This window comes from Flavobacterium suncheonense GH29-5 = DSM 17707, assembly GCF_000430025.1.
In the GTDB taxonomy this organism is placed as follows: Bacteria; Bacteroidota; Bacteroidia; order Flavobacteriales; family Flavobacteriaceae; genus Flavobacterium; species Flavobacterium suncheonense.
Window position 1 is genome coordinate 69,924 of the sequence record NZ_AUCZ01000014.1, and the last position, 18,531, is coordinate 88,454.

Annotated in this window: 18 protein-coding genes; 12 read left to right on the forward strand and 6 right to left on the reverse strand. The window is 41.8% G+C overall.

The window, feature by feature from the left end; all coding sequences use genetic code 11:
- Window positions 1-20 precede the first annotated feature (20 nt).
- On the reverse strand, window positions 21-338 hold the full coding sequence (locus G498_RS16030) for a hypothetical protein (RefSeq protein ID WP_456236210.1): 318 nt from the start codon (window positions 336-338) through the stop codon (window positions 21-23).
- Window positions 339-559: 221 nt separating this feature from the next.
- Between G498_RS16030 and ubiE the strand changes: the two genes are divergently transcribed.
- Together ubiE and porT are read left to right on the forward strand one after the other, a co-directional pair.
- Window positions 560-1,291, forward strand: coding sequence for a bifunctional demethylmenaquinone methyltransferase/2-methoxy-6-polyprenyl-1,4-benzoquinol methylase UbiE (gene ubiE / locus G498_RS0108590; protein ID WP_026980804.1), 732 nt, complete (start codon window positions 560-562; stop codon window positions 1,289-1,291).
- Window position 1,292: 1 nt separating this feature from the next.
- On the forward strand, window positions 1,293-1,997 hold the full coding sequence (gene porT / locus G498_RS0108595; RefSeq protein WP_026980805.1) for a type IX secretion/gliding motility protein PorT/SprT: 705 nt from the start codon (window positions 1,293-1,295) through the stop codon (window positions 1,995-1,997).
- Here the strand turns inward: porT and G498_RS0108600 are convergent.
- Complete coding sequence (locus G498_RS0108600; protein WP_026980806.1) at window positions 1,994-2,737, reverse strand: TrmH family RNA methyltransferase; 744 nt, start codon at window positions 2,735-2,737, stop codon at window positions 1,994-1,996. The genes porT and G498_RS0108600 overlap by 4 nt on opposite strands.
- 37 nt (window positions 2,738-2,774) lie before the next feature.
- On the opposite strand from G498_RS0108600, the gene tamL reads away from it, so the two are divergent.
- The 3 genes from tamL (at window position 2,775) to accD (ending at window position 7,375) form a co-directional block, all read left to right on the forward strand.
- The gene (tamL, locus tag G498_RS0108605; RefSeq protein WP_026980807.1) at window positions 2,775-5,336 is read left to right on the forward strand and encodes a translocation and assembly module lipoprotein TamL; all 2,562 of its coding nucleotides are present in this window, start codon (window positions 2,775-2,777) and stop codon (window positions 5,334-5,336) included.
- Window positions 5,337-5,382: 46 nt separating this feature from the next.
- On the forward strand, window positions 5,383-6,450 hold the full coding sequence (gene fbaA / locus G498_RS0108610; protein WP_026980808.1) for a class II fructose-bisphosphate aldolase: 1,068 nt from the start codon (window positions 5,383-5,385) through the stop codon (window positions 6,448-6,450).
- A gap of 70 nt (window positions 6,451-6,520) precedes the next feature.
- The gene (gene accD / locus G498_RS0108615) at window positions 6,521-7,375 is read left to right on the forward strand and encodes an acetyl-CoA carboxylase, carboxyltransferase subunit beta (RefSeq protein WP_026980809.1); all 855 of its coding nucleotides are present in this window, start codon (window positions 6,521-6,523) and stop codon (window positions 7,373-7,375) included.
- Here the strand turns inward: accD and G498_RS16035 are convergent.
- The gene (locus tag G498_RS16035) at window positions 7,360-7,641 is read right to left on the reverse strand and encodes a hypothetical protein (RefSeq protein ID WP_154656449.1); all 282 of its coding nucleotides are present in this window, start codon (window positions 7,639-7,641) and stop codon (window positions 7,360-7,362) included. The two genes, accD and G498_RS16035, sit on opposite strands and share 16 nt — an antisense overlap.
- 35 nt (window positions 7,642-7,676) lie before the next feature.
- Window positions 7,677-8,942 (reverse strand): ABC transporter permease, encoded by a 1,266-nt coding sequence (locus G498_RS0108625; protein ID WP_026980811.1) that lies wholly within the window; start codon window positions 8,940-8,942, stop codon window positions 7,677-7,679.
- Between the two features lie 293 nt (window positions 8,943-9,235).
- On the opposite strand from G498_RS0108625, the gene purH reads away from it, so the two are divergent.
- From purH to rodA, 6 genes are read left to right on the forward strand one after another with little or no spacing between them, the layout of a single operon-like run.
- Complete coding sequence (gene purH / locus G498_RS0108630) at window positions 9,236-10,762, forward strand: bifunctional phosphoribosylaminoimidazolecarboxamide formyltransferase/IMP cyclohydrolase (protein WP_026980812.1); 1,527 nt, start codon at window positions 9,236-9,238, stop codon at window positions 10,760-10,762.
- 55 nt (window positions 10,763-10,817) lie between these two features.
- Window positions 10,818-11,846: a rod shape-determining protein gene (locus G498_RS0108635; RefSeq protein WP_026980813.1), complete on the forward strand. Its 1,029-nt coding sequence runs from the start codon at window positions 10,818-10,820 to the stop codon at window positions 11,844-11,846.
- 11 nt (window positions 11,847-11,857) lie between these two features.
- Window positions 11,858-12,685 (forward strand): rod shape-determining protein MreC, encoded by an 828-nt coding sequence (mreC, locus tag G498_RS0108640; RefSeq protein WP_026980814.1) that lies wholly within the window; start codon window positions 11,858-11,860, stop codon window positions 12,683-12,685.
- Window positions 12,678-13,184, forward strand: a complete 507-nt coding sequence (locus G498_RS0108645) for a hypothetical protein (RefSeq protein ID WP_026980815.1) — start codon at window positions 12,678-12,680, stop codon at window positions 13,182-13,184. Before mreC ends, G498_RS0108645 begins: the two co-directional genes overlap by 8 nt.
- Window positions 13,181-15,043 carry a penicillin-binding protein 2 gene (mrdA, locus tag G498_RS0108650; protein WP_026980816.1) on the forward strand — a complete coding sequence of 621 codons (1,863 nt, stop codon included), beginning with the start codon at window positions 13,181-13,183 and terminating at the stop codon, window positions 15,041-15,043. Before G498_RS0108645 ends, mrdA begins: the two co-directional genes overlap by 4 nt.
- A gap of 6 nt (window positions 15,044-15,049) precedes the next feature.
- The gene (gene rodA, locus G498_RS0108655; protein ID WP_026980817.1) at window positions 15,050-16,306 is read left to right on the forward strand and encodes a rod shape-determining protein RodA; all 1,257 of its coding nucleotides are present in this window, start codon (window positions 15,050-15,052) and stop codon (window positions 16,304-16,306) included.
- On the opposite strand, the gene G498_RS0108660 is transcribed toward rodA, so the two are convergent.
- On the reverse strand, window positions 16,307-17,140 hold the full coding sequence (locus G498_RS0108660; RefSeq protein ID WP_051269809.1) for a DNA/RNA non-specific endonuclease: 834 nt from the start codon (window positions 17,138-17,140) through the stop codon (window positions 16,307-16,309).
- A gap of 67 nt (window positions 17,141-17,207) precedes the next feature.
- Here G498_RS0108660 and G498_RS14875 point away from each other — a divergent pair, with 67 nt between their 5' ends.
- Window positions 17,208-17,744 carry a hypothetical protein gene (locus G498_RS14875; RefSeq protein ID WP_051269811.1) on the forward strand — a complete coding sequence of 179 codons (537 nt, stop codon included), beginning with the start codon at window positions 17,208-17,210 and terminating at the stop codon, window positions 17,742-17,744.
- 82 nt (window positions 17,745-17,826) lie between these two features.
- Here G498_RS14875 and G498_RS0108670 read toward each other — a convergent pair.
- A partial coding sequence (locus G498_RS0108670) for an IS256 family transposase (RefSeq protein ID WP_026980819.1) occupies window positions 17,827-18,531 on the reverse strand: 705 nt, incomplete at its 5' end.

Here is an 18,531-nt window from a genome sequence, read left to right on the forward strand (position 1 = left end):
AAATGTATCAAACTAACGGACTATTCAAGGGAAAGTACCTGAAAACATAAAATAAATATCACTATTGCCAATAACATTCCAGAAATGAATATTATAACATTAGCATATTTCTGAGAATACATCTCAAAAAAGCCTTTAATACCAAATACCACAAAAGTACTAAAGACAAAAAAAACTAAAATTTCCAAAAACAAATTTAACCCAAAGAACGTTTGCGGCACCCCTGAATCAGCAGTTTCAATCATGACGCTGCTGTTGACACTTTCCACAAGAACCAATGAGATTACCAGTGCCAGTAATACCCATTTCAATTCCGATATTAAAAGTTTGTACAACATATTCAGCATGTTTGTAACCTGATGTAAAGTTGCGGATAAAAACAACTCAAAACAATCGCTAAATTCTTGTATTTTTTGCCTCACTAAATTTAGTGAGGGCATCTCCTAATAATCTCCGTAAAAGTCTAAGAACATCTCAGATAGAGAATTAAAATTACAAACAATTTTATGATTACGATTCTACCATCTTTATATTATCTTTGTACAAATAAAATTAATCGATGAACGGTAACATCACCCCTTATAAAGACTCCAATCTTGGCAAAAAAGAGCAGGTAACCCAAATGTTTGATACCATTTCCGGCAATTACGACGATTTGAACCGCGTGATTTCTTTTGGTATTGACGTGAAGTGGCGTAAAAATGTTTTAAAGCTTGTAGCCGACCAAAAACCCGCCACTATTTTAGATATTGCCACCGGAACCGGAGACCTGGCAATTCTGATGGCCTCCACAACGGCTGAAAAAATCGTGGGTCTTGACATTTCTGCCGGAATGCTGGAAGTCGGGAAAAAGAAAGTTGCCGCCAAAAACCTCAACCATAAAATTGAAATGGTTTTGGGCGATTCGGAAAACATTCCGTTTGAAGACCATTATTTCGATGCGATTACCGTGGGGTTCGGAGTGCGCAATTTCGAGAATCTGGAATTGGGCTTTTCCGAAATTCTCCGCGTGTTAAAGCCGGGCGGGCGTTTTGTCATTCTGGAGACTTCCGTTCCGACCAAATTCCCTTTTAAACAAGGTTATCATCTGTATACCAAATACATTCTTCCTTTAATCGGCAAACTCTTTTCCAAAGACAAAGTAGCCTATTCCTACCTGTCGGAATCGGCTTCTCATTTCCCTTACGGAGAAGCCTTAAACAATATTTTGCGAAAAGTTGGGTTTATAGATGTGAAACACCAGCCTCAAACCTTTGGAGTAGCAACTATTTATTCGGCTTCAAAACAATAGTATGAAAAAATTATTTGTTGTATTTGCTTTTTTACTGACTGTGAGCAGTTTTGCACAGAAAGGGTTGGGCATGTTCGGAAAAGATCCGATTATCAATCTTGAAAATTTTGACAAACAACGGGTGCATTGGGGTTATTATCTGGGTTTTAACTCGTATGACTTCAAGTTTGACTATCTAAATGTAGACAAAGACATCGAGGTTCAGACCACCACCGGATTTAACGTCGGACTAATCGGAAATCTCCGGATTATGGAGCATCTCGATCTGCGTTTTGAGCCCGGTTTGTATTATACCCAACGCAATCTGATTTATCCCAACATTGAAGACGAATTTGACCGTAGGCGCGAAGTGCGTTCCACGTATATTAATTTCCCGCTGTTGCTTAAATTTTCCTCCAAACGCATCGGTAACATTCGCCCGTATCTGATTGGCGGTTTTTCGCAATCACTTAATTTAGGAAGTAACTCCAAAGCGAAAGACGACAATTACAACGAACGTTGGCGGATGAAGAGAATGACCGGAAATTATGAAGCAGGCTTCGGGATAGACCTATATTTTGAATATTTTAAGTTTTCACCGTCCATTCGTGGGGTTTTCGGAATAGAAGACGAATTAATCCGCGATAATACGCCGGACAGTCCCTGGACCGGAAATGTAGCTTCCATGAAAACCCGTGGGATTTTCATTAATTTTGCCTTCCACTAAGAAAGCGCTTTCCCTTCTTCTCTTCGGAATTCACTTAAGATGATGGCAGTTGCCGTAGCTACGTTCAGACTTTCAGTTTGCTGCAAATCGCCAAAACGCGGAATGGCAATTCGTTGGGTACACAACTTTTCTATTGCCGGAGAAATCCCGTTGGCTTCATTGCCCATGACGATGATTCCTTGGGCGGGCAAATCAGACCGGTAAAGGTTTTTCCCATCCATAAACGTTCCGTAAACGGGCTGAATGGCTTTGCCGAGAAAATCCCGTAAGTCGGTATACACTACATTTACGCGGCTTATCGAGCCCATGGTTGCCTGCACTACTTTTGGATTGAAGATGTCGACCGTTTCGTTGGAACACACAACTTCTTTTATTCCAAACCAGTCACACAATCGCAAAATTGTTCCTAAATTTCCCGGATCGCGAACATCGTCTAACGCAATCATTAATCCATCAGTTGTAATTTCCCGTTCCTGAGGAATTTTAAAAAGAGCCAGACAATTGTTTGGTGTATTGAGTGCCGTAATTTTTTTCAATTCCTGTTCTGTAATGTAATCAATCTTATCTTTGGCAACATTTTTGAAGAGGGCTTCGGTAACATATAAATGGTGCAGTTCAAAATTGGAATTGAGCAATTCCTGTATTACCTTTATACCTTCGGCCAAAAACAGTCCGTGTTGTTTCCGGTATTTTTTTTGCTGCAAACTCGTTATTACCTTGATTTGATTTTTACTAAGCATAAAAAAACGTATTTTTGACCTACTTTTAGTATCAGATTTGAAAAATAATTCCTCAAAAATAGCACTATTATTTGTATTCGGTGCAATTTTCTATTCCTGTTCCGTTGTCAAAAGGGTTCCGGAAGGCAAACACCTTTTAACCAAAGCTAATATTGTGGTGAATGATGAAAAACAGCAGGAAGAAGCCTTGCAGAATCAGCTTTACCAGAAACCGAACAGTACGCTTGCTCTGGGTTTTCCGCTGCGTTTACACCTTTACAACATGGCCAAACCCAATGCTGATTCCTCCTATCAGGCCTGGCTGGCACGCAAACCGAAACGTCATGAAAACATGGCAAAATTTCTCTCCGAAAAACAGGTACAGCGGCTGGGAAAATCGTTCATCGTTTCCGGCTTCAGTAACTTTTTAAAAAAAAACGGAGAAGCACCGGTAATTATTGACGAACTGAAAACCAAAAAAACCAAAAACCGCTTTTTGGCCTATTATTTCAACAAAGGATATTTCAACACTAAAGTTGACTACAAAATTGATACGTTAAAAAACAAAAGAGGCATTGTGCATTACAATATTGTAACCGGTGAACCTTACATATTAGACACCATAACCTCTACTATAGAAACTCCGGAATTGGATTCCCTATACCAAAACATTAAGCATGCATCATTGCTTCAGTCCGGACAGCAGTATGATTCCAAAAATTTTGCCAGCGAAAGAAAACGCATATCATCACATTTCCGGAACAACGGTGCCTTCCGCTTTCAGGAAACCTACATCACTTACGATGTTGACACCTTAAACCGCAATCACAAAGCTAATGTGGATGTGATTATTGAAAACCAAACCGTAAAAACCGGTGATTCTTTGATTAAAACACCTTTCAAACTGTACACCATCAGTGAAGTAAACATCTTCACAGACAACACCTCCAGCCGAAACAAAGAAAAGGTAGCCGACAGCGTTACGTATAAAAATTTCAATTTATACAGTTCCGACAAGTTAAACTACCGCCCGAAAGCCATAACCGATGCGGTTTTCATCACCAAAGGCAGTAAATTCAGCGATACGCGACGCCTGTTAACCTCGAGAGCCATCAGCAACTTAAGGGTTTTTAATTATCCGTCGATTGAATATGTGGAAGACAAACGCGATTCTACGGGACATTCCCTGATTACCAATATTTATCTGATTCCACGGAAAAAGTTCAACTTCAACATCACGGCCGATTTTATGCATTCCAACATTCAGGACTTTGGTATCGCCGGAAGCATGGGACTTTCCATCCGTAATATTTTCAGAGGAGCGGAAGTTTTGGAAATATCCACGCGCGGGAACATTGGCGCTTCAAAAGATTTGGCCAACCCTAACGATGTGTTTTTCAACATATCCGAATACGGAGCCGATGTCAAACTAACATTACCCCGCATCCTTTTTCCGATTAATACCGAACGTATAATCCCGAAAATCATGTTCCCGAGCACCTTGGTAAGTTTTGGTATTTCCAGACAGAAAAACATCGGTTTGGACAAAGAAAATTTCACCGGAATGTTAAGTTACAATTGGTTGCCCAAGAAAAATAATTCGGCCCGTTTGGATTTGTTCAACGTGCAATATGTGCGCAACCTGAATCCTAATAATTATTTCAGTGTTTACGAATCCTCATACACTTCCTTAAACAATCTCGCACAAACCTATAACACCAATCCTTCGAATGTAGACAGCAATGGAAACCTAACCATTACGGAAGGCGGTGCAAACAATTTCATCAGCGAGGTTCTTAATGGTGACACTGCTTTAAGTGAAGGCGACTCCGAATACAAAACCATCAAAAGTATAGAAGAGCGCCGAAGCCGGTTAACAGAAAACAATCTTATTTTCGCTTCCAGCTTCACCTATACAAAATCGACCAAAACCGACATACTCGACAACAGCTTTTCCATCTTCAAAACCAAGTTGGAATCCGCCGGAAATGTCCTTTCATTAATCTCCAGACTTAAAAACGAGTCACTTGACGCAAACGGCAAACGAACGTTTTTTGATGTCGAATATTCACAATACGTTAAAACAGAACTCGACTTCATCAAACACTGGGATTTCGGACGAAGAAGTGTTTTGGCCCTGCGCAGTTTCTTCGGAATTGCCATCCCTTACGGAAATTCAGACAACATTCCGTTCTCGCGAAGTTACTTTGGCGGGGGGTCTAACGATAACCGCGCCTGGCAATCGTACGATTTAGGTCCGGGGCGAAGCGGTGGTACCAATGACTTTAACGAGGCTAACATGAAAATTGCCTTTAGCACCGAATACCGCTTCAACATCACCGGAAAATGGAACGCAGCCTTCTTTGCCGACGCCGGAAATATCTGGAACGTACTGGATAACGTGGAAGATGAAAAATTCACTTTTAACGGACTGCAGTCTTTAAAAGACATTGCGCTTGGAACGGGACTTGGGATACGATACGATTTCAACTTTTTTATTTTCAGAACCGATTTGGGATTCAAGACCTACAATCCGGCTTATGAAGAAAGCAGGCGCTGGTTCAAAGACACCCGATTCGACAAGGCGGTCATAAATATTGGTATTAATTATCCGTTCTAAGTTTAGAAATTATTATTTTTGTCAACAGTAATAAAAACACAACACAATGGCGCACAACATTAAACCGGGCGTTGCTACCGGAGATCAGGTTCAGGAAATTTTTAACTATGCTAAGGAAAAAGGCTTTGCTTTACCGGCAGTTAACGTAACAGGTTCCAGCACTATTAATGGTGTCCTGGAAACTGCTGCTAAGTTAAAAGCCCCTGTAATCATTCAGTTTTCCAATGGCGGTGCTTCGTTTAATGCCGGAAAAGGACTGTCTAACGACGGGCAGAAATCCGCAATTTTAGGAGCGGTTGCCGGAGCAAAACACATTCACACCTTAGCCGAAGCTTACGGAGCTACCGTAATTTTACATACCGATCATTGTGCCAAGAATTTATTGCCTTGGATAGACGGGCTTCTCGATGCCAGTGAAGAGCACTTCAAACAAACCGGAAAACCGTTATACAGTTCACACATGATCGATTTATCGGAAGAACCGATTGCGGAGAACATCGAAATCTCGAAAAAATACTTAGAGCGTATGAGTAAAATGGGCATGACGCTGGAAATCGAGTTGGGCATTACCGGCGGAGAAGAAGACGGTGTGGACAATTCGGATGTAGACAGCTCAAAACTATACACCCAACCGGAAGAAGTAGCGTATGCCTACGAAGAGTTGATGAAAATCAGCCCGCGTTTTACCATTGCAGCTGCTTTCGGAAACGTACACGGGGTTTACAAACCAGGAAATGTGAAACTTACCCCTAAAATTCTGAAAAACTCTCAGGAATTTGTGCAGCAGAAATTTGGTACCGGGCACAATCCGGTCGATTTCGTTTTCCATGGCGGATCCGGTTCCACTTTAGAGGAAATCCGCGAGGCCATTTCATACGGTGTGGTTAAAATGAATATCGATACCGATTTGCAATTCGCTTTCACCGAAGGAGTCCGCGATTACATCACCTCAAAAATCGATTACCTGAGAACACAAATCGGAAGTCCGGAAGGACCGGATGCACCAAACAAAAAACATTACGATCCGAGAAAATGGGTTCGCGAGGGTGAACTAACCTTCAACAAACGCTTAGAACAGGCTTTTGCCGATTTAAATAACGTTAACACTTTATAACAATTTAGAAGTTAAAATTCAGAATTATACTTTTCTAATTTCTAACTTCTAACTTCTAACTTCAAGAATTATGGCTTGGTTTAAAAGAACAGAAAAAGGAATTCAAACCGCTACGGAAGATAAAAAAGACGTTCCGAAAGGGCTGTGGTACAAATCGCCTACAGGAAAAATTGTGGATGCAGAGGAACTGGCCAGAAACCTTTGGGTAAGTCCGGAGGACGGTTTTCACGTTCGCATCGGCAGTAAAGAATATTTTGAAATTTTATTCGACAACAACGAGTTTACAGAATTAGACGCCAACATCACCTCGAAAGACACCTTAAAGTTTGTCGATACCAAAAAATACAGCGACCGCTTAAAAGAAGCGATGGAAAAGACAAAACTAAAAGATGCCGTACGCACTGCTGTCGGAAAATCCAAAGGAAAAGACTTAGTGGTTTGCTGTATGGATTTTGCTTTTATCGGAGGTTCGATGGGAGCGGTTGTTGGGGAAAAAATTGTCCGCGGAATTGATTACTCCATCAAACATAAAATTCCTTTCCTGATGATTTCCAAATCCGGAGGAGCCCGTATGATGGAAGCTGCCATGTCGTTAATGCAGTTAGCCAAAACCTCTGCCAAATTAGCGCAATTGGCGGAAGCAAAAATTCCTTACATCTCTTTATGTACAGACCCAACAACCGGAGGAACAACCGCTTCTTACGCCATGTTAGGTGATATCAATATCGCCGAACCGGGTGCTTTAATCGGATTTGCCGGACCGCGCGTGGTGAAAGATACTACCGGAAAAGATTTGCCGGAAGGCTTCCAGACTTCAGAGTTCTTACTGGAGCACGGTTTCTTGGATTTCATCACACCCCGTAAAGAGCTGAAAGATAAGATCAATTTATATTTGGATTTGATTTTAAATCAACCGATTCGATAAACAAAAAACCGAGCAATGCTCGGTTTTTTGTTTATCGAATTTATTTGACTTTCTCTTTTTCGCAATACTATCCGGATGGTTTTTCTTTCCGGTTCTGGAATATTTCCCGCGGCTCTTTTTAAAAGCTTTTCTGCTTTCACCTCAGCCAATTTTTCAATAAGAGGGCGCGAAGTAATTCCTTCATTCCTAACGGCTTTAACTGTCTCGAATTCCTTATCCAGAAAAGCAGCTGTTTTGTTTCTGAAGTAAATCAGCACAAATCCCAAAATCGAAAAAATTGTGATTGTTTTCATGTTGCAAATTACATTCCGCTTCGAATAGCTTCTACCGGATCCAGCTTAGATGCCGCAATCGCCGGGATAATCCCGGAAATCAAACCGATAAAAGCCGCAAGGGAAGTTCCCAGCATAATGTTGGAAAAGCCCAATACGAATTCAAAGTCGAGGGCTTTGGTTAAAATCATGGCGATAATCCAGACCAGCAACATTCCCACAATTCCTCCGATTACGGAAAGTATGATGGCTTCAAACAAAAACTGGAACAAGATAAAACGGTTTTTAGCTCCTAACGCTTTCTGAATGCCGATCAGGTTGGTCCGCTCTTTTACGGATACAAACATAATGTTGGCAATACCGAAACCTCCAACCAAAAGTGAAAAACCGCTGATTGCCCAGCCGATTCCGTTCATTTGCCCTACAATATTATCCACAACATCGGTAAATCCGGACAGTACATTGATGAAGAAATTATCCGGTTCACTGATTTTCATACCCCGAAAACTGCGGATTTTTTGCGCCAATTCCCCTTTAAATTCCTCCATATCAACGCCTTTTTGGGGTTTCAGCGTAATTACCGGAGTCAGGAAATCGGTATTGTCGCCATACAAACGTCGCACGAAATTGCAGGGAAAATAGGCACGGGTGTCGTTGCTTCCAAAAACCGTCTCGCCTTGTTTCTCTAACACGCCGATTACCTGTAAACGCTGTCCGTACAAACGCACTTCCTTTCCTATGGGGTTTAAACTTCCAAACAGTGTTTGCGCAACATCATAACCGATTACAATTACTGCGGCTCCTGCGTTGGATTCCGCTTCACTGAAAAAACGGCCATCTGCAATTTTCAGGGCTTCAATCTGTTCGGATTCATCTGTACAGGGAACTACATTGATACCGCTAGCCGTTTCTTTTTCGTATTTGATGTTTTCGTTTTTGGTAAAATACATATAGGCGATATTTTCCAGATTGTTCATGTTCCGTTTCAGGTAGAGGAACTCGTCGTATTTCACGTTGGGAAACTGCCCTATTTTCCATTGTGGGATATCGGTAGGACCAAAAGAAAATTTCATGAGATACACCGTATTTTTATCCAGACCGCTCAAATCGCTTTTGATTTTACGGTCCATGGAATCTACGGCGGCCAAAACGGCTATAATGGAAAAAATACCAATCGTAACACCCAACAGCGAAAGCAGTGTACGCAATTTGTTGTTACGCAAAGCATTAAGCGCAAATCCTAAACTTTCTTTCAGAAGTCTTACATATAATAAAGGGGCATTATGTTGGCTCATAAAATTATTTTTTTCAGGCTGTCGTACAGCTCTGCCAAATAAGTGTGAAAAATACGCAATATGTTACAGAAATTCAAGACAAATATTCCCTTAGCCCCGATTGCAGCGACATCCTTTTAAACGGTGGCTGAGGCTCTCGAAGCCATCGTTTAAAAGATACAGCGGAAAGCGGGAAAATGGCGGCCAAAAATACCCAAACCCTTCGCTCCAAAAAAACTCTAAAAACTATGTTATAATCATTTGATTGTTAAGCCTACAATACCTACTTTTGCACCTTTAAAAACAACAACACAATGAATACTACAAAAACAATTCAATCAGCTTTAATTTCGGTATTTGACAAAACGGGCTTAGAACCGATTGTAAAAAAATTACACGCGCACAACGTAACCATTTATTCCACAGGCGGAACGGAAGAGTTTATCAAGAGTTTCGGCATTCCGGTTGTGGCGGTGGAAGATGTAACTTCCTATCCTTCAATACTAGGCGGCCGTGTAAAAACCCTGCATCCGAAAATTTTCGGCGGAATCTTAAACCGTCAGGACCACGCAGGCGATGTGGCGCAGATGGAAGAATACCAAATCCCACAGATTGATTTAGTGATTGTAGATTTATACCCTTTTGAAAAAACAGTGGCCTCCGGAGCGAGCGAAGCGGATATCATCGAGAAGATTGATATCGGCGGTATTTCCTTAATCCGTGCGGCGGCTAAGAATTTTAAAGATACGGTGATTGTGCCGTCCGTGAACGAGTACAAGCTTTTCCTTGACATGATTACCAACGGAAACGGTGCTACGACTTTGGAAGAGCGAAAACTTTTGGCGACCAAAGCGTTTCATGTTTCGTCGCATTATGACGGGGCGATTTTCAATTATTTCAACACCGACGAAACGGTTTACAAAGCGAGCATTGCCGACGGACAAGTGTTGCGTTACGGAGAAAATCCTCACCAAAAAGGTTTCTTCTTCGGGGAATTTGACAAAATGTTCACCAAATTACACGGCAAAGAACTGTCTTACAATAATTTACTTGATGTGGATGCCGCGGTAAACTTAATCAATGAGTTTAAAGGCGCAAATCCGACGTTCGCCATTTTAAAACACAACAACGCTTGTGGTTTTGCCACGAGAAATACCGTAAAAGAAGCGTATCTGGATGCTTTGGCAGGGGATCCGACTTCGGCATTCGGCGGGGTTTTGATTTCCAATGCTAAAATTGATGAAGCGGCTGCGGAAGAAATCAACAAATTATTCTGCGAAGTGGTTATTGCGCCTGCGTATGACGAAAAAGCCATTGCCATTTTGGAAGAAAAGAAAAACCGCATCATCCTGATTCAAAACGAGGTGGCATTACCTACAAAACAGGTCCGCACTTGTCTTAACGGATTGTTAATTCAGGAAAAAGACAACATCACAGACAATAAAGAGCATTTAAAAGTCGTTACCACTACAGCTCCGACCGCACAGGAAGTGGAAGACTTGTTGTTTGCCTCAAAAATCTGTAAACACACCAAATCCAACACCATCGTTTTTGCGAAAAACGGACAATTGTTAGCTTCCGGAACCGGACAGACTTCGAGAGTAGACGCTTTGCGTCAGGCGGTTGAAAAAGCCACTTCTTTCGGATTTGACCTCAACGGAGCGGTGATGGCAAGCGACGCTTTCTTCCCGTTCCCGGATTGTGTGGAGTTAGCCAAAAATGCCGGAATCACTGCGGTTATTCAGCCCGGAGGTTCCATTAAAGACGAATTGAGTATCAACTATTGCAACGAAAATAAAGTTTCGATGGTATTTACGGGAATTCGTCATTTTAAACATTAATTTTATTACTTTTGTAAGCTAAATATTTATAAACGAATAAACCCCTTTGTAAGGTATGGGATTTTTTGATTTCATGACCGAGGACATCGCGATTGACCTTGGTACCGCAAATACGCTAATCATCCACAACGATAAAGTAGTTATTGACAGCCCTTCGATAGTGGCTCGCGACCGCATTACCGGAAAAATCATTGCTGTTGGGAAGGAAGCGAACATGATGCAGGGAAAAACCCATGAGAACATCAAAACAATCCGTCCTTTGAAAGACGGGGTTATCGCTGATTTCGACGCTTCGGAAAAAATGATCAACATGTTCATCAAAAGTATTCCGGCGCTGAAGAAAAAAATGTTTACGCCTGCCCTTCGCATGGTGGTATGTATTCCGTCGGGAATTACCGAAGTGGAAATGCGTGCGGTAAAAGAATCCTGTGAACGCGTAAACGGTAAAGAAGTATACTTAATTCACGAACCGATGGCTGCGGCTATCGGTATCGGGGTTGACATCATGCAGCCGAAAGGAAACATGATTGTCGATATCGGTGGAGGAACCACGGAAATTGCGGTAATCGCGTTAGGCGGTATCGTGTGTGACAAATCGGTTAAAATTGCCGGAGACGTGTTCACCAACGACATCATCTACTACATGAGAACCCAGCACAACCTTTTCGTTGGGGAAACCACAGCGGAGAAAATCAAAATCGCCATCGGAGCCGCTACCGAAGATTTGGACACGCCACCGGACGAAATGGAAGTACAGGGACGTGACTTGTTAACCGGGAAACCAAAACAGGTAAACGTTTCTTACCGCGAGATTGCCAAAGCTTTGGACAAATCGATTCAACGTATTGAGGATGCCGTTATGGAAACCTTATCGCAAACCCCGCCGGAATTAGCAGCGGATATCTACAACACGGGTATCTATCTTGCCGGAGGAGGTTCGATGCTCCGAGGATTGGACAAACGAATATCCCAAAAAACAGACCTTCCGGTTTATATTGCAGAAGATCCCCTGAGAGCAGTAGTACGAGGCACCGGAATGGCATTGAAGAACCTACAAAAATTCAGAAGTATTCTTATCAAATAAAGAAATAATACATGCAGCAAATAATTAATTTTATATTTAAAAACAGCATCCGATTGCTGTTTTTGCTGCTTTTAACCATATCGTTAACGCTGACGATCCAGTCGCATTCGTACCACAGAAGCCGTTTTTTAAGTTCTGCCAATGTGATTACCGGAAATGTTTATCAAAGGGTGAACAACGTAAAAGAGTATTTCAATTTACGAACCCAAAACGACAACCTGGCCAAAGAAAATGCCTACTTAAAGCAATTGCTGTACAACAAACCCGACACCGTAATTGCCTCAACCGAACTGATTCCGGCCGGTTACGAAGACATTAAGGTGATTCAGTCTAAAGTCATCAACAACTCGTTTAACGTACACGAGAATTACCTGACCATCAACAGCGGTTCCAAAGACGGCGTAAAACCGGACATGGGTGTTGTAAACAGCTTAGGGATTGTAGGGATTGTTGAAAATACTTCTAAAAATTTCGCCACGGTGCAGAGCATCCTGAATGTGAAATCACAAATCAATGCGAAGATTAAAAAATCCAACCATTTCGGCTCTTTAATCTGGAACGGTAAAAATGTGGGCTATGCGCAATTAATCGACGTACCACGTCTGGCAACGGTTCGCAAAGGCGATACGATTGTAACCGGCGGCCGTTCGGTCATTTTCCCGGAGAACATTCCCATCGGTAAAATCGACAGAATTTTCATTGACAAAGCCACCAACTATTACACCATTAACGTGCGCCTGTTTAACGACATGACCAATTTAGGCCACGTATATGTAATTGAAAACGTAAAACGAAAAGAAGTAATTCAACTAGAAGAACAAACAAAAACGGATGAATAGTACACTGCTTTTAAATAGCTTCCGGTTTGTCATTTTGCTGGCCCTTCAGGTGGTGATTTTTAACAACATCAACTTTTTGGGGTACATCAATCCGTTGCCGTATATTTTGTTTATCCTTTTATACCCGGTTAACGCCAACAGAGCCGGTTTACTTGTGGCGAGTTTCTTCCTTGGTCTGGTTATGGATATGTTCTGTAATTCGGGGGGCGTGCACACAACCGCCTGTTTGGTTCTGGCTTATTTCCGTCCGGCGATTTTCCGTTTCTCTTTCGGGATTAGTTACGAATATCAGACGGTTAAAATTGCCGATAAACTTTCTCCGGAGCGTTTTTCATTCCTGCTCATTGCCATCGTGATTCACCATTTTGTATTATTTCTGCTAGAAATTTTCCGATTTAATTTCTTTTGGGAAATATTATTACGAACTTTACTTGCCACCCTATTCACCCTACTACTAAGCATTATAACCATCTATCTGATTAAGCCAAGCAAGCGATGAGAAAAATTCTTTTACCCGGTTTGATAATTGCTTCGACAGTACTGATTATAGCACGGCTTTTTTATTTGCAGATTCTAGACGATTCCTACATTAAGAAGTCCGACAACAATGCTATTAAGATTGTGTACGACTATCCGGAACGTGGCTACATTTACGACCGGAACGGGGAATTGCTGGTGGCCAATCAGCCTTCCTACGATATCATGGTGATTCCAAGAGAGATTAAAAACCTCGACACCTTGGAATTTTGCTCGATTCTGAATATTACGAAAGACGAATTCCTTAAAAAAATTGAGAAAGCAAAAGTGTACAGCACTCGTCTTCCGTCCGTTTTTCTTCCACAGCTTAACAAAATCGAGTATGCCGCCTTTCAGGAGAAAATCCGAAAATACAATGGTTTTTACATTCAGAAACGTTCCCTTCGGGACTATCAGGTGGATGTGGGCGCCAATATATTCGGGTATATCACTCAGGTAAACGATGCTATCATCCAGAAAAATCCGTATTACAAAAGCGGGGATTTGATTGGGATGCAGGGAGTGGAACAAACCTATGAAGAAGTCCTGCGCGGCGTTAAAGGCGTAAAATACCGACAGCGCGACCGTTTTAACAAAGACATTGGTTCCTATAAAGACGGGAAGTACGACACCATTTCCGTTCAGGGCAGTGACATCACTTTAACCATAGACATAGAACTTCAGAAATACGGAGAAGCGTTAATGAAAAACAAACGCGGCGGTATTGTGGCCATCGAACCCAAAACCGGCGAAATTTTAGCTTTGGTAACAGCTCCTTCCTACGATCCGGCACTTTTGGTTGGTCGCGAACGCTCTAAAAACTATACTGCGCTCTACAACGATTCCATCGCTATGCCTTTGTTTGACAGAGGTTTGTTAGCCGAATACCCTCCGGGCTCTCCTTTTAAAATCCTGACGGCTTTGGTAGGATTACAGGAAGGTGTTATCGATGAAAAGACCCAGTTTCTCTGTCATGGCGGTTTTTCGTATGGCCGCGGTGCGTTTATGCGCTGTCACTGCGGAAGCGGGGTTCGCGATTTAAATATAGGGATTTACAAATCCTGCAATGCCTACTTCGGAAACGTTTTCAAACTAACCATCGACAAATATAACAAACCACGTTTTGGCGTAAATGCCTGGAGCAACCACGTACAGAGTTTTGGTTTGGGCAATTTCATGGGATATGATTTACCGCCCGGAAGAAAAGGCCACATCCCTACTTCCAAATACTACGACCGTTGGTATCCGAACGGAGGCTGGAAAAGCTCCACCATTATTTCCAACTCAATCGGGCAAGGAGAAATTCTGATGACCCCGATGCAGTTAGCCAACATGATGGCCACTATTGCCAACGAAGGGTATTATTACACGCCTCACGTTATCAAAAAGATTAAAGGACACCAGATTGACAAAAAATTTACCACCAAACACGTTACCACCATCGACAAGCAATATTTCAAACCTGTCATTAACGGTTTGTTTGATGTGTATAACCATGGTACAGCAGCCGGTTTGCGTGTGGAAGGCATCGAAATTTGCGGAAAAACAGGTACTGCAGAAAACTTTACCAAAATTAACGGAAAACGGGTTCAATTAACCGACCACTCGGTTTTCGTGGCCTTTGCACCCAGAGAGAACCCTAAAATCGCCATTGCGGTATTGGTGGAAAACGGCTACTGGGGATCGCGTTGGGCAGGACCGATTGCCAGTCTGATGATTGAAAAGTACGTTAAAAAAGATACCATCACCCGTAAAGATCTGGAGCGCAGAATGCTGGAAGGCAGCCTTCAGTTTGAATACGATAAAGTTACCAGCGGACAACCGTTTAGCATTAACCGATAAGCCGGTATGAAGAATCAGAGCGTTATTAACAATATCGATTGGTTAACCGTTATCATCTACACCCTATTGGTTATAATGGGGTGGATGAATATTTATTCCGCATCGTTACCGGCAGAAGAAACTTCCATTTTTGACATGAGTCAGACCTACGGGCGCCAGATGCTGTTCATTTTCCTGACGATTCCGCTTATTTTTGTCATCCTCTCGATGGATGCCAAAATTTTTGAAAAGTATTCCACCGTCTTTTATATTTTGGGCATTATCTCCTTACTCGGATTGTTTGCTTTCGGAAAAACGATCAAAGGACAAACCAACTGGTACCAATTTGGCGGTTTTGGTTTTCAGCCGTCTGAGTTTGTGAAAACAGCCACCGCGCTGCTGCTCGCAAAAGTGGTGAGTGACACACAGGTAAATCTGAAAAAATTCAGCCATCAGCTTTTTGCTTTGGGAGTTTTCTGCTTTCCGGTAATGCTGATTTTATTACAGCCCGACGCAGGTAGTGCCATGATTTTCCTCTCCCTGATTTTTGTCCTGTACCGGGAAGGACTGCCAAGTTGGTATTTATGGACCGGATTTATCGGAGCGGCATTGTTTATCTTAGCCCTTATTGTAAAGCCCGTTTTTCTGATTGGTTTTGCCGCTTTGGTGATGATTGTCCATTACATTTTCAACACCAGAATTACGAGAAATCCTATTATCTATGGGCTGATTTTCCTGCTGATAACCGGCATGGTTTTTTCGGTGGATTATGTGTATGAGGAAGTTTTAGAACCGCACCAGAAAGACCGTATCAATGTGTTAATTGGTGAAGATGTCGACATGAAAAAAGAAGGCTACAACCTTAACCAATCGTTGATTGCCATCGGTTCGGGCGGCTGGACCGGAAAAGGCTACTTGGAAGGCACCCAAACCAAAGGAGGTTTCGTTCCGGAGCAGCATACCGATTATATTTTCACCACCGTTGGTGAGGAATGGGGATTTGTCGGAGCAACTGTAGTGATTACCTTGTTCGTACTCCTGTTCCTGCGGCTTATTAAGATGGCCGAAAACCAGAAAACGAAATTCAGCCGGGTGTACGGTTATTGCGTGGTATCCTATCTGTTTACACACTTTTTTGTAAACATCGCCATGCTGATTAAGATGTTCCCGACTATTGGTGTGCCGTTACCGTTCTTTTCATACGGTGGCTCCAGTTTGTGGGCCTTTACCATCCTTTTGTTCATCTTTATTAAAATGGACGCCAACAAGGTGAATGAGTGGTAATTAAAAACTCCAGCCTTTGTAATCGTTTGCTTTTTCGAGTTTTGCTTCTATCGCGTCAGGTAATTTGAAAAAGAAATCGATGCCGGTCATTTTCTCAATGGTATCCACATCCACCACAAACTCGTACAACGGAGCATCGGAGTCTTTATGAGGTACCAAAAAGCCAATCATGCGTTGACCGTCTCTGGTCATCAGTACTTTGTAAAAATAATTGGGAACCGAAACTTTTTCACGGCCGATCGTTTTCAGATTTTCGCTCAAAACGCCTCCCGTAACCACGTAAAGCCCGTCATATTTTTTAGCCCAATAGCGTACTTTCTGTTCTAAGCGATTCCAAACACCGTCGTTGAAATCGTGGCGCTGCGGTGCAATATTTGAGGTGTAAAACGTTTCTTTGTACGATTCGTAGTTTTTTTTGCGATCGCCGGCCGGGCACAAATGGCCTTTGTCATACCCCGAATTCTTATAGTTCCGCCAATCTGCCGAATGGGTCTTTACTTTCGGATCTTCAATGAAAAACGGGCGCTCGAAATCGCGGTTCGAAAAATCTTCGGCGGACAACTCATATGCCACCCACTCCGACTGCTCGTGTTCTTCGGAATATGAAAACGCATAATGGTTCCTTTTCACCACGACTCCTGTGGTGGAAGTCGGATAAAAATCAAAGTTCGGCGCAATCGCTTGAACCGCTTCAACTTTTTGGGATTCCTTGTTTACCGAAACAACAGGTTCCGCCTCAGCCGTTGCCTTTTCACGACAGGAAACCAATAAAAGTGCAAAAAACAGAAAAGAGATAATTTTTTGATCCGTAAGAAATCGCTGCGAAAAAACCATCTTGGTACATTATTTGTTAATTTTGTAAAGGTATTAAAATCATATTGTTTACTGTAAACCTGAAATTATGAAAATCAAAATTTTAGCCCTTTCCCTGCTTTTCGGAATGCAAACCGGTTTTTCACAGGAAGTTGTCAAAGACTCCATAGCTAAAACTATCAGCAATGCGAGTACCGTAACAGAAAAAACAGAAGCGGAAAAAATAGCCGAGGAAAAAGTAAAAGCCGAAGCCGAAAGAATCGAAAAAGAGCGTTTAAAAGTTCTCAAAGAAGCAGAAAAACAACGCAAAGAAGCGGAACGCGCCAGAGAGAAAGCGGAAAAAGAACAAAAAAAAATGGAGAAAGAGCTTAAAGCAGCGAAAAAGCAACAGGAAAAATTAGCCAAAGCTCAAAAAAACGTTACCAAAGCTCAGAATCGTCTGGAAGACAACAAAAAGGATCTGAAAAACGAACAGGAGAAATTCGACAAGAAAATGCGTAAGGGCAAAATGACTCCGGAAGAAGAAATCAAAGCCCGCGAAAAACTGCTAAAACTGAGCAACAAACAAAAAGAATTACAGCTTGATTTAGAAAAAGCACAAATGAAACTGCACAAATTAGATTAATAAAAAAAGCCATTCTGTTATGAATGGCGACACTATCCCAAAAAGTGTGTAAGTTTAAAAATAACAGGGTTTGACTTTTTACTTAAAGTTGAACCCTTTTTTCAAATATAGTTAAGAACTGATTGAGGATTAATCCCCAATTTTGGATTGGCATTGACCATTTTTTGGTTGCTTCTCTTAAAGCCAAATATACTGATTTTAAAACGGCTTCATCCGTTGGGAACGACAATTTGTTTTTGGTGTATTTTCTAATTTTTCCATTGAGATTTTCGATTAAATTTGTGGTATAAATGATTTTTCTGATTTCAATCGGGAAGTCAAAGAAAACAGTAAGTTCCTCCCAGTTTTCCTGCCATGATTTGACGGCATAAGGGTATTTATGATTCCATTTATTGGTAAAATCCTCTAATGCACCCCGAGCAGCTTGTTTTGTTGGAGCATCATAAATTTGCTTCATGTCTTTAGAAAATTCCTTTTTGTCTTTCCAAACCACATAACGAGCCGAGTTTCTAATTTGATGCACCACACAGATTTGTGTTTGAGATTCGGAGAATACGTTTTTAATGGTTTGAGTGAATCCGTTTAAATTGTCGGTAGCTGTAATGAGGATATCTTCAACGCCACGAGCTTTCAAATCAGTCAATACACCTAACCAAAAACTGGCACTCTCGTTTTTACCTAACCACATTCCCAAAACTTCCTTTTTACCATCTCTGTTCAGGCCTACAGCTAAATAGATAGTCTTATTAATAACCTTGGAACTTTCCCGAACTTTAAACACAATCCC